The sequence below is a fragment of the Leucobacter sp. UT-8R-CII-1-4 genome (genome assembly GCF_030010235.1).
GTDB lineage: Bacteria > Actinomycetota > Actinomycetes > Actinomycetales > Microbacteriaceae > Leucobacter.
Genome location: NZ_JASCRS010000005.1, coordinates 346,114 through 358,389, shown reverse-complemented (window position 1 = coordinate 358,389; position 12,276 = coordinate 346,114). Strand labels below are relative to the sequence as shown.

The window sequence follows — 12,276 nt, the reverse complement described above, 5'->3', positions numbered from 1 at the left end:
TATGAGCGCAACCGTGCTCGGTGAGGCGACCTTTGCCGGTCGTCTCACCGCCGAGCTCGCCGCCAAACGGCACCTGTGTGCAGGGATTGACCCGCACGCAGGCCTGCTGGCCGAGTGGGGTTTGAACGACGACGCGGCAGGCGCCGAACGTATGGGTCGTGTGGTTGTCGCCGCGGCGGCGGGTGTTGCCGCGTGCGTGAAGCCGCAGATCGCATTTTTTGAGCGCTTTGGCTCGGCTGGATACGTTGCTCTTGAGCGTGTGCTGGCCGATGCCCGTGCAGCTGGCCTGCTTATTGTCGCCGATGTGAAGCGCGGTGATATCGGCACAAGCTTCGCGGCTTACGCCGATGCTTGGCTGACCCCAGGGTCGCCACTTGAGAGCGACGCAATGACGGTTGCCGCCTACCAGGGCTTTGGAAGCCTGGCTGGCGCGCTCGGTCATGTGCGGGATCACGGTAAGGGCCTCTTTGTGCTCGCTGCGACTTCAAACCCCGAAGCGCGCGAGGTGCAATTGGCTCGCCGTGCCGATGGTCGTACTGTCGCGCAGGCGATGGTGGAAGACGCTCAGGCTTTCAACGCTTCACTTTTGAGTGATCCAGCGCTGCAAGATGACGCTTCGCTTGAAGCGCAACCTCGGGGTGTTCACGGCGTTGGTCCGGTGGGTGTTGTGCTTGGCGCGACACTCAACCTCGCAGATTTTGATATCTCAACTTCGGCCCCAGCCGCTGCCGATCAATCAACTCAGCGCTTGCAACTGCCGGTACTTGCACCGGGTTTTGGTGCTCAGGGCGGCAAACTTGAGGATGCTCGCGACATCTTCGGCGACCTCGTTGGCGGTGTGCTCGCGAATGAATCGCGCAGCATCCTGTCCGGGGGAGAACAGGGAATCGTAGATCGTATCCGTTCTCGAGCCGATGCGCTAGCCCAGGCACTTTAGATGATCTTTCAATAAAACGGCATTACAATAGTGGGAATGACTGAGCAGGTTACGGCATCGTCACGCGAGATGCCCGAAGTTGATCGAGTTGCCGCCAACCGCGCGGCAATTGAAGCGCGCCGTGCGCGAGCCCTGGTGAAGCAGCGGCTTCGCAGCGGTGAGCTTTCGCCGCTGAAAGCAATTGCCGATGCGGAGGCAGGCGAATCCGCAGCTGCCACGCTTCGGGTGACCGAGTTTCTACAGACTTTTCCGGCGGTCGGTGAAATCAAAGCGGCTCGTCTGCTTGATGAGCTGCAGATCTCGCCGCGTAAGCGTCTCGGCGGTCTAGGCGTGCATCAGCGAGAGCGCCTGATTGATTTCACTCGTGCGCGCGTTGGCGCTGGCTCCGCAGATGAGGCTCCGGCTTTGACCGTGCTGGCAGGCCCCACCGCGGTTGGCAAAGGCACCGTCGCGAGCTACGTGCGCGAGAACTATCCAGCCATTCGCCACTCAGTATCGGTGACCACTCGGCCAGCGCGCCCGGGCGAGGTGCACGGTGTGCACTACATCTTCATTGACGACCAGGCTTTCGATCGTATGCTCGCAAGCGATGATCTGCTTGAGTGGGCAACCGTGCACAACAAGTACCGTTACGGCACCCCTCGTGGGCCTGTGCTTGAGGCTGCCGCTCGCGGTGAACGAATGCTGCTTGAGATTGATCTGCAGGGCGCACGTCAGGTGCGTGCCAGTATGCCAGAGGCTCGGCTTGTCTTCCTCACCCCGCCAAGCTGGGACGAACTCGTGAACCGTCTCGTCGGACGCGGCACGGAAGACGAAGAAGAGCGCGCAAGGCGCCTTGAAACCGCAAAGATCGAGCTCGCGGCAGCCGAGGAATTTGACGAGATTATCGTAAACGATCAGGTGCCACGCGCAGCTGCGCGTCTTGTTGAACTGATCAGCGGAGACTCTGACGCTCGCTGAGTGCTTTGACACTCCACAATTCGTTGCGCTGAGGGCAGCGCTTCGGGGTATCGTTAACAGGTGACCCCGACACTTTTGCTGCCGGCCGGGCTGAATCTCACCGAGATCGCCGAGGCCATTTCGCTTGACCCCAAGCAGTTCTGGGGTATTCCCATTGCTCTCGTTGGCGCGGCGTTCATGTCGTTTGGCGCGCAATATCAGTCGCGTGGACTCAACAAAGTAGAGGTGCTGACGGGAGAATCTGCCTCTTCGGGCCTTTCGATCAAGCACATGCTCGGTCTGCTTGGTCGTCCCTCATGGGTAGTTGGCACGATTTTGCTCGGTCTCGCCGTTGTCTTTCAGATTGGCGCTCTGTCGTTTTCACCGCTCATCGTTGTGCAGCCGCTCGGCGTTGTTGCGATGGTCATCACCGCAATGCTGAACTCTCGAATCACCGGAGTTAAGCTGCCTAAACGAGCACTTGTTTCGCTCTGTATGTGTGTTGGCGGCATTGTCACCTTTGTGACCGTCGCAGCCTTTACTGCATCTGATTACCCGGTGACCGACGCCAAACTCATCACAATTCTGATTATCTTCGCGATTGTGTTCGCGGTCGCGTTGATCGGTTTCTTGGTTCTGCGGCACAAGGCCATTGCGCTCTTCTACATCGTCGGTGCTGGTGTGCTCTACGGTTTTGTAGCGACTTTCGCGAAGATCATGATCGGCCGTTTTATGCAGAACGAATTCGAGATGCTCTCGTGGATCTGTGTGCTCGCTCTTGCGGCCGGAGGTTTGCTGGGCATGCTCTTCGTTCAGAATGCCTATTCTTCTGGTCCACCAGATCTGGTGATTGCAGGTCTTACTGTGGTCGATCCGCTCGTCGCGATTCTGATCGGTATCATCGTGTTGCACGAGGCAGTTGGCGCGCCGCTTTGGGCGATGGTGAGCTTCGTCATCACCGGTGTTATCGCGTTGATTGGCGTGATCGGCCTTGCGAAGTTCCACCCGCAGGTGGGCCGCAACGTTCTCGAAGAGAAGTCCGCCTAAAGTAATCTTCGGCGTTGGATCGCCTGTTCCCGATGCGTGATGCACGGGCCTTGCGATCCAATGCGTGGAAACAATAGAGGGGGCCCGGCGAGCTTGTGCTCGCCGGGCCCCCTCTATTGTTAATGTGACGCTCGTCTCCCGCGGCGTGCCAGCAGGAAAGCGCCGCCCGCGAGGAGGAGCGCTGCCCCGCCAATGCCGAACGGAGCGAGGTTTTCACCGCCCGTATTTACGAGGCCCTTGCCGCCCTCGCCAGTGCCGGGTGCGACGGTGCCAGGATCGATCACCGTGGTGCCGACGTACTTCCATCCGGCAAAGATCGCAATGTCGCTATTCACTGGGGCCGCAAAGTCATACTCTTCGAAGTTGGCCTCATTGAACCAGCCGGTGAACTCATGCTGAGCGCGAGTCGGCGTTGTCGGTTTTGAAATCAAGCTGCCGCCGTAGACGTCAAAACTGATCAGAGGATCTCCGTTTCCATTATTGACTGTCGCAACATAAATTGGTGTGGTGTCGTACCCCTGCATCGTTGGAGTTTGGAACCCACTATTGCTTGCGCGGTAGTAGAGCATTTTGCCCGATGCAAAACCGAATGATCCCGGTTCATACCCTGCGTCAACAAATGACGGCGCATCACCTTCGAAGTAGACGTTCATCTCCCAAGTCGGGGGTTCATTGGGTTGTACTGGCGCTTTCATTGCGCCATTGGCGGGACGTCCGCTAATTTGAGGTCGTTTCTGGTGCAAGAACGCGCGATCGGCGATGTTTTGCACCGAGGCTGGGATGCGGAGCTCTTCGAGGTGGCAGCCGTAAAACGCCTCGTAACCAATAGATATGACAGTATTTGGCAGTTCAAGATGGGTCAGATTTGTGTTTGCGAAAAGCGAATCTGGGATCACGGTGATGCTCGTGGGTAATACGACGTCAGTGAGATCGGGATTGTAGCTAAATGCTTCTGTGCCGAGCGAGGTGGCAGAATCTGGAATCGCGATAGAGGTGAGTGAATTGTCGGAAAATGCTCGATCACCAATTGTGGTTACAGAACTTGGGATGCGGAATTGGGTGATGTTGTTTCCCATGAACGCCGCTTCTTTGATTGTTTTCATACCCTCGGGCAAGATGGCCGAAGTGAGGTTACTATTCCAGAACGTATAGTCCTCGATTACGTTCACACCTGCGGGAATATTTACTTCTGTGAGTGCAGAATCGGCAAATGCGTGGGTGCCAATTTCTTGCAGGCCGTTTGGCAGTGCCACCTCAGTAAAACTTTGCCGGTAAAACGCATAGCTCCCAATGCGTGTGACGGTCGATGGCAGGGTGACGCTCTGCAGTTTGGATCCCTGAGAAAACGCACCGTCGGGAATTTCGGTAATCCCATCCGGGATTACGATTTCCTCCAGAGGGGTCCCTGCAAACACGCTCTCACCAAGTTTTTGCAAGGAAGCGGGCAGATCGATATGGCTGATGCGGGTGTTGGCAAAGGCGAATTCACCGATCTCAACCACGGAACTTGGGATGATCACACTCCGGAGAAGCTTGGATTGAAACGCGCTTTCACCGATGACGGTGACTTTGTATGTGACACCCTCGTGCTCGAACTCGCCTGGAATCTCGATGTCATCGTCCCACTCAATGGTTGGAGGGCTGAGGAGCGTGGCTGTCGGCGTCGTATCGTCGGTGTTGATGTTAAATGTAAAACCCTGTGCATCGATGAGTGGCGTTGGCTCGGCATTTGCTGCTGACGGCAAGCTGAGCAATCCGGCGATCAACGCGCCACTGGCGAGCGCGCCAATAGATATTCGAAGGCGTCTACGCTTTGTGGCACCTTGAGTAAAATCGGTCATGATTCCCTAATCGTCGCGTGGGCGGTAGGTGCCCGCAGGAGCATCGGCGCAGAAGTACGCAGATGATGGTCTATCTTCGCATTATTTGACAAGTGTTGGAATAGTTCATGTGAGATTGGTGCTGCGCATTAGTTCATCTGTGCGGTGAGTCATCACGGCAGCAGTCTTGTCTGTTTCGGCGTTGGATCGCCCAGCCGCGCCAGGTGATGAGCTCTAAATGCGATCCGCCGTGAAAAGCACTGAGTTGTTGCGCGGACGCTTGTTCGCAGTCAATCGATGCCAAAGTGTTGGGAGCGCGATTGAGAGTGTGACCGTGCAGAGTGCAAGCGGTACTCCGACAAGCGCCAAGCGAATCGCGAGAAATATCAGCGCTCCCTCAGGGTCAATGCTGCTGTTGCCGGTGAACAACGCAATGATGAGTGCGACGCACAGAAGCACAGCTACATCGACGAGATAGTAGGCAGCCCGAGTCCTGAACAGCTGCGTCGTGACTAGCCTGAGCGCAAACGCGAATACTGCGATGCCAAGAAACCAGGGCAGCATGACGAGGGCTCCGCCAAGATCTGTCTGAAAGGGTGAGCGGAGTGCGTCGATTGTGTACCAGGCGGGGCCCACGATCGCCCAAGCGCACACAGACCAACCCGCCTCAACAAGTGGTGTTCTCGTTGAGACGGTTGGCTGCAGTGTGAGCTTCATGGCTGAAGTCCATTCGATGATTGCGGTCTCTAAAAGTAATCTTGAAACTATCAACGAATGGATGTTGTTGGTGAAGTCTGTGACGCGAACGTTAGACAGCTAGGGCATTATTGGGTGGTTCGAGAGGCATGGTTTTGAATGCTCGCGTGCCACGATGTTCCGGTTGCTCCGAGACGCTCAGTGATGGTGAGCGTGTTGCCCTGCAGCGTGCCGGAGAGGGTTTGTTGCTGCGAGTGAAGAAGCTCCGCGCTATCGGTTGAAGCTGCACCGCAGTAGTGTTCACTGAATATCTGCCAGAGTTCTGCTGCTGTCACCTCGCTGCCATGTCTATCAGTGTGACGCTGCACGTGTCCGGCGAGTTCGATCTGGAGTCTGCGGGGGAGTGTGATCCCATATTCATTCTCGAGCAGGTAGGCAATGCCGCCCTTGCCTGATTGTGAATTCACGCGGATAACCGCGTCGTAATTGCGTCCGATATCTGCTGGGTCGATTGGGAGGTATGGCACACGCCACGCGATTTCACTTGCCTTCTTGCCCTCGTATGCCGCCCTTTCCTGATGCTCTGCCATGCCTTTTTTGATGGCGTCTTGGTGCGTTCCGCTAAAGGCGGTGTGTACGAGGTCGCCAACGTAGGGGTGCCGCGGGTGGACGTCGATCCGGTTGCAATATTCAACCGTTCGGCGAACCTCGTCGATGTTTGAAAAATCGATCATTGGGTCAATGCCTTGCGCATGTAGATTCAGTGCGAGAGTGGCGATGTCGACGTTGCCGGTGCGTTCGCCGTTACCGAAGATGCAGCCCTCAACTCGTTCTGCGCCGGCGAGCATCGCGAGTTCTGCGCAGGCGATTCCTGTCCCGCGATCGTTGTGCGGGTGAACCGAGAGGATCACTCCTTCTCTGCGCGCGAGATTCTTGTGCATGTATTCGATCTGGTCTGCGTAGATGTTGGGGGTAGCGATTTCGACCGTTGCGGGCAGGTTCAAGATGACGGGCCGTGCTGGGGTTGCTTGCCAGAGCTCGGTTACTGCGTCACAGAGGTCGAGCACATAGTCGGGCTCGGTGAGATTAAATACCTCTGGCGAGAACTGAAATCGTACATTTGGCAGGTGTCCGGCTAGTTCCTGTAGGTCTGCTGCGGCGCGTAGGATCAGTTTCTTCAGCTCGTCTTGGCTGTAGCCCAACACTGTCTCACGCCAGCTGGGTGCTGTTGCCGTGTACATGTGTAGCACGACCGGGTTGCTGATCCCGCGTATCGACTCAACGGTGCGTTCGATCAGGTCGCGTCGCGCTGCCGTGAAGACCACGATCGTGACATCTTCTGGCGCAATAGTTGTGTCTGCAATTAGACGTACGAAATCAAAGTCAGTTTGCGAGGCAGACGGGTATCCAACTTCAATCTCTTTGTACCCCATGGCGACCATGAGCTCGAAAAATCTGCGTTTGCGGGCAGGGTCCATCGGCTCTGCGAGAGCCTGGTTTCCATCGCGTAGATCAACGGGCACCCAGAGCGGAGCTTTGCTGATGCTGTTGCTTGGCCATTCGCGTTTTTGGTGGGGGATCGCCACGCGTGAGTGCACATCACTGTATCTCTGCGATGGCATCTGCGAGTGGCGTTGCCGATTCCAGGTGGGGGAGTCTTTGGGAATCTCGCCCGCAGGAGTGTTGATGTGATGTTGCGTGTTCGAGCGCATGATTTTCTTCTTTCGGTCGTTGCAATAGACCGGCGCATGATTCGACTCCACGGTGGGGAGCCGGTCCTGGCTACACCCCGCCGTGGCGACGAAGAAGAAGTGCGTTGAAAAGCATGTGAAAACAATAGCATAACTCCTCAGACAAGCTGAGGTGATGGGTTTATGATCCAGCGCTTCTCTTTTTATTTTTCGAACACTAGACCGAAGCTTCAAAACTAGATAAATTACATATGACTGATTTATAAGTTTTGAGATGGAGACCAGTGTTGCCCCGACTTCAGACAGGATCCTTCCTCGCGGCGATTGCCGCCGCGACTCTGGTGCTTGGTGGCGGTGCGGCTTCTGCTGCAGCTGCGCAGGACTCGGTGGCCCAGGTGCCGGGACAGCCGCTCATTCGCCCGGCGATTATCGATGACGACGGAGAGCAAGGAGTCGATGGCACTGCCGAGTGGTCAATCACGAAAGACGGTGTATTGACGATCGGCCCGGGGGAGCTGACGCCGCAGAGTGAAAACATTAACCCGGGCACGGGTAGATTCACCGGTTGGCGTGAGCAGTACGAGTACACAAAAAAGATCATCTTTTCTGACCCCGCGAACACAGTATTGCCCAGTGACTCGAGCTCGTTTTTTGCTCGCTACCTCTATCTCGAAGAATTCGTCGGAATCGAGGAGCTCGACACCAGTGATGTGGTGAATTTTGAGAACATGTTTGAAAATGTTCGTGCTGTGGAAAAGCTTGATCTGGGAACGTGGGATACCTCGAACGGCACCAACTTTTCGGGAATGTTTCTTGACATGTACAACCTGGTTGACCTCAACGTGGCCACTTGGGACGTGGCAAATGCGGTAAACCTCTCTCGAACATTTGAGGGCCTCACACAGCTTCCGTCTCTCGAAGTTTCAGGGTGGGACACTTCGTCAGTGGCAGACTTTTCGAGCACATTCCATGGTCTGCGCAGTCTCACTGAGCTTGATGTTGCGAAGTGGGATACCGGTTCTGGTGTGACGTTTGAGGGAATGTTCACCTGGTTGTCTGGAGTCATTACGCTGCCAATATCTGATTGGAACATGAGCAGCGCAAAGAATCTCAGCAAGATGTTCTTTTATGCTCAGGATCTTGAATCTCTCGACCTGAATGCCTGGGACGTTTCAAATGTCACAGATTTTTCATCCACATTTCAGGGAGTTTATGAACTCAAGTCGATTGATCTCTCCGGCTGGGATGTGAGTAGTGCCAAAACATTTGAGTCGATGTTCGCATTTGCGAAAACTGAAGAATTCAACCTTTCCACCTGGAGGCCGAGCGCAGTAGAAAACCTCACATTGATGTTCTCTCAGGCTCAGAAGTTTACGAGTCTTGATATTTCACAGTGGGATGTCCGCTCGGTGAAAACCACCAGGAATATGTTTTACTCCGCGACCGGCTTGCAGTCAATTGATCTTCGGTCATGGAACACCAGCAGTTTCGAAAGCATCGAAAACATGTTCTTGGCAGCGAGTGGTCTCACTGAAATTGACCTTTCCACCTGGGACACTCGAAACATCACAAACTTTGATTTCGTGTTCGCCTATGCTTCGAATCTGAGAACAATCAACATCTCCAGTTGGGACACTTCAAACGCTGCAACGACAGGCGCTTTTTTCGCCAATGTAAATAAGCTCGCTGAACTGAGTGTCGGCGACAAAACAGCATTCAAGGGATTCCCTGACTTGCGCACTCTTCCAACCGACAGCTTGCTCACTGGCAAGTGGGTAGAAGCCGGCGCGGGTACTGCGGGTATCCCGCAGGGGCCGTGGGCGGGTGAGTCCGTTGACCTGATTGAGCGAAGCCAGTCTGGCTCTGGCGGGGGTACCTATGTCGTGCAGCAGCGCTACGCCGTTCAATTCGACCTAGCCGATGGCGTGCCGCAAGATGATCCTCTCGTCATGCTTGGCGTACTCGGCGAAGCCTTTGAGGTGCCAGCAGACGTGCCCGAACGTGACGGATTCAAATTTGGTGGCTGGAGCACCGTTGCCGACGGTTCAGGCAAGCTGTATCAACCCGGGGCTCAGGGGTATTTGCCCGCTGGCGAGAATACGCTTTTCGCTGTTTGGTTGGAGCCGGGTGATGAAGGCACTGGCGAAAACGGTGGCCCCGGCGATGGTGGCGAAGGAAATGGCGCGGGTGGGCCGAAGCCAGGCGCTGGCAATGGCCTGGTGAACGCCGGTGCCGAGGCATCTTCGGTCGTACTTTACGGCGCGCTTGCTCTGTTGCTTGTCGGCGCAGCTGGGCTGGTGTTCGCCCGGAAGGCGTGGCACAAATAGTGTGATCGAGTAGGCGGTGGGCGGCCCGGATGATTGTCATCGGGCCGCCCACCGCTCTTCTTTTTGAGAAGTAGTTAACCAGTTGATAATCTAGAGCTATGCAACCTCTCATGCAGCAAAAACACGAGCTCCTTCTGCGCCACGCGCGGCAACAGAGCGAAGGCGCAACACTGGTTATGGCCCTTTTGCACACAGCCGCACTCATCGATCGGGCCTGCGCGCGCGAACTCGCAGCGTTCGATCTCTCTGAAGGGCGACTCGCGGTGCTTCTCGCCATCGCAAACACAGAGACCTCGGCAACGCCTGCCTTGGTAGCCGAACAGCTCGGCGTCACCAGGGCCGCAGTCACGGGGCTTATCGATGGACTCGAGCGGCAAGGCTATCTTGCACGAGTTGAGCACCCAAGTGACCGCCGCTCAATCGTGCTGAAAATCAGCCCCGAAGGAATCGATGCCCTAGACAAGATCGGTCCCCGCTATGGGACGTGGCTCGATGAACTGACAGCTGGAATGAGCAAGAACGCGCTCGAAGGAGCGCTGGGCACACTATCGGCGATCCAACGCAACGTCATTCAAACTGAGGGCGAGAACGGAAACGCGGCAAATGTCTAGTGTGGGAGCGCGAAAACAAAGTGAGATCTCGGCAGTACACCTCGCGGCGCTGAACGCAGGGCAGGCCGAATCACGCACGCTCAGCGAAGCACTCGCAATCGATCAGGTGGCGCTTTTCGACGCGGTGTTGCCCCACGCCCCTGAAGGATTGCGTGAGACGGTTGCCGCGGCCGGGAAACTCGGCATTCTGAAGCGAATGGCGGCAACCGGTGCCGCCTTGCTGAAACACCTGCCCCCTGAACAGTTAGACACGCTCGCAACACATCAATCAGACACGGTACGTGGCTGGTGGTGTTTTGCGCTAGGCGCTGACACGACAATTTCAACGCTGGATCTACTCGCCCGTGCCCAGCCGCTCGCAAATGATCACTCATTCGCAGTGCGGGAATGGGTCTGGATGGCGCTGAGACCAAGACTCGTGGATGACCTTGAGACATCAATCGAATTGCTGGTGCCCTGGACAGCAGATCCGGCTGAAAATGTGCGAAGATTTGCGAGCGAGTCGTTGCGGCCAAGAGGAGTGTGGGCAAGCCACATTGGCGTGTTCAAGACGCACCCAGCCCTCGCAGAGCCCCTCCTTGAACCGCTGCGCGCCGATCCATCGCGCTATGTACAGGATTCAGTAGCCAACTGGATCAATGACGCCTCAAAAACAGCGCCAGACTGGGCGATCGCGATCTGCCAGCGCTGGACCGAGCAGAGTGCAGCAGAATCGACAGCGCGGATCGTCAAGCGAGCCCTGCGATCCATCAAATGAGTGCTTGATTCTTGATAATTGCCGCAGCACGATAGAAGCTATGGGTAGCGAGAGTAACGAAGCCGTCAGGTACCTCCAAGAGCGACTGAACCTTGGTGAAACGCTTGGCTCGGACCATTCCGTTCTTGGTCCCGATGTCGTGATGCCCTCAGAGTTTCCGGTGACCGCCTTGGCTGCCAGTGCCGTGACGATTGCGACAGGTGCTGCCGCTGAACTCTGGGCCGCTCGAAACGACTGCACGGTGCCAGCCGTCACAGTACACAGCGTTGATGCGAGTGCGGCATTTCGGGCAGAACAACTCTTTGAGCCAGACGGTTGGAAGCTGCCACCGCTGTGGGACCCACTAGCCGGAAACTACCGCAGCAAAGACGGGTGGATCAGACTACATACGAACTACCAACATCACCGTGATGCCGCAGCGCTAGCGCTCGGAGCCTCGGATCGGGAAACCATTGCGAAGGTACTGTCAGAGCTGACCAGTGACGAAGCTGAAGCCAAAGTGGTCGCAGCAGGCGGTGCAGCCGCAGCGATGCGCACGCGGGAGCAATGGCTTGCTTCGGCACCCGGGCTTGCGGCAATGAGCGCTTCACCGCTTGAATCACATCGAAGAAGCGAACCCCACCACGATGCAGCTTGGTTAGCGAGAGAAGCTCCGCTGCCGTTTAGCGGGTTACGAGTGCTGGACCTCACGCGGGTTATTGCCGGGCCGGTGTGCACCAAATACTTGGCGGCCTACGGCGCGGATGTGCTGCGAATCGACCCACCCGGCTTCGCAGAAGTGGGTTCGTTACTGCCTGAAACGACCCTCGGAAAACGGACAGTAGTACTCGACCTAAATGTTTCCGAAGATCGTGAAATCTTTGAAAGCCTCGTCATTGAGGCTGACGTCATTGTCTCCGGTCTTCGAGCTGACGCACTCGCAAACCTGGGATACAGCGAGAAACAACTTTTGGCGTTGAACCCGGCCGTGATCCTTGCAAAACTCAATGCCTATGGTTGGGAAGGGCCCTGGCAGAATCGTCGTGGCTTCGACAGCCTGGTGCAGATGAGCTGCGGGATTGCCGCAACTGCGACCGGCGGCAGGACCAAGATCCAACACAGCTTCCAGCCGAACCCGCTGCCAGCGCAGGCTCTTGACCACGGTACCGGGTGGCTACTCGGTGCAGCGATCGCCAGCGCACTGCTGCATCAGCTCCGCAGCAAGCAGCCGAGCACAATCCGGGCTTCGCTTGTCGGCACCGCGCAGCTTCTCTACGAATTGCAAAGCCGACGTGCACGGGACGAGGCGCCTGCGCCAAACGTTGCAGTGAAACTCGAACGCTCTGACACTTGGTGGGGAAGAGCTCGTCGGGTAGCAATGCCCGGAATCATCGAGGGCCTGAAACCTTCTTGGCAGCAAGAGGTAGGCCCACTCGGCAGACATCTACCGGTCTGGTGGTAGAAGCGGATCG

At 56.6% G+C, this 12,276-nt stretch carries 10 protein-coding genes; 7 read left to right on the top strand and 3 right to left on the bottom strand.

Annotation, left to right across the window (positions count from 1 at the left end; translation table 11 throughout):
* Position 1 precedes the first annotated feature (1 nt).
* From pyrF to QBL02_RS13300, 3 genes are read left to right on the top strand one after another with little or no spacing between them, the layout of a single operon-like run.
* Complete coding sequence (gene pyrF, locus QBL02_RS13310; protein WP_282726907.1) at positions 2 to 937, top strand: orotidine-5'-phosphate decarboxylase; 936 nt, start codon at positions 2 to 4, stop codon at positions 935 to 937.
* Positions 938 to 973: 36 nt separating this feature from the next.
* Positions 974 to 1,897, top strand: a complete 924-nt coding sequence (gmk, locus tag QBL02_RS13305; RefSeq protein WP_282726906.1) for a guanylate kinase — start codon at positions 974 to 976, stop codon at positions 1,895 to 1,897.
* A 60-nt stretch (positions 1,898 to 1,957) separates the two neighbouring features.
* On the top strand, positions 1,958 to 2,923 hold the full coding sequence (locus QBL02_RS13300) for a multidrug DMT transporter permease (RefSeq protein WP_282726905.1): 966 nt from the start codon (positions 1,958 to 1,960) through the stop codon (positions 2,921 to 2,923).
* A gap of 119 nt (positions 2,924 to 3,042) precedes the next feature.
* Here QBL02_RS13300 and QBL02_RS13295 read toward each other — a convergent pair whose 3' ends face one another.
* The 3 genes from QBL02_RS13295 to QBL02_RS13285 all read right to left on the bottom strand — a co-directional run bounded on the left by QBL02_RS13295 (position 3,043) and on the right by QBL02_RS13285 (position 7,151).
* Positions 3,043 to 4,764, bottom strand: coding sequence for a leucine-rich repeat protein (locus tag QBL02_RS13295; protein WP_282726904.1), 1,722 nt, complete (start codon positions 4,762 to 4,764; stop codon positions 3,043 to 3,045).
* Positions 4,765 to 4,977: 213 nt separating this feature from the next.
* Positions 4,978 to 5,460, bottom strand: a complete 483-nt coding sequence (locus tag QBL02_RS13290) for a hypothetical protein (protein ID WP_282726903.1) — start codon at positions 5,458 to 5,460, stop codon at positions 4,978 to 4,980.
* A gap of 107 nt (positions 5,461 to 5,567) precedes the next feature.
* Positions 5,568 to 7,151, bottom strand: a complete 1,584-nt coding sequence (locus tag QBL02_RS13285; RefSeq protein ID WP_282726902.1) for a 2-isopropylmalate synthase — start codon at positions 7,149 to 7,151, stop codon at positions 5,568 to 5,570.
* A gap of 263 nt (positions 7,152 to 7,414) precedes the next feature.
* On the opposite strand from QBL02_RS13285, the gene QBL02_RS13280 reads away from it, so the two are divergent.
* The 4 genes from QBL02_RS13280 (at position 7,415) to QBL02_RS13265 (ending at position 12,266) form a co-directional block, all read left to right on the top strand.
* Positions 7,415 to 9,457 (top strand): BspA family leucine-rich repeat surface protein, encoded by a 2,043-nt coding sequence (locus QBL02_RS13280; protein ID WP_282726901.1) that lies wholly within the window; start codon positions 7,415 to 7,417, stop codon positions 9,455 to 9,457.
* 98 nt (positions 9,458 to 9,555) lie between these two features.
* Complete coding sequence (locus QBL02_RS13275; RefSeq protein ID WP_282726900.1) at positions 9,556 to 10,068, top strand: MarR family transcriptional regulator; 513 nt, start codon at positions 9,556 to 9,558, stop codon at positions 10,066 to 10,068.
* Complete coding sequence (locus QBL02_RS13270) at positions 10,061 to 10,825, top strand: HEAT repeat domain-containing protein (RefSeq protein WP_282726899.1); 765 nt, start codon at positions 10,061 to 10,063, stop codon at positions 10,823 to 10,825. Before QBL02_RS13275 ends, QBL02_RS13270 begins: the two co-directional genes overlap by 8 nt.
* Positions 10,826 to 10,865: 40 nt before the next feature.
* A complete protein-coding gene (locus QBL02_RS13265; protein ID WP_282726898.1) occupies positions 10,866 to 12,266 on the top strand; it encodes a CoA transferase in 1,401 nt (466 codons plus the stop codon).
* Positions 12,267 to 12,276 lie beyond the last annotated feature (10 nt).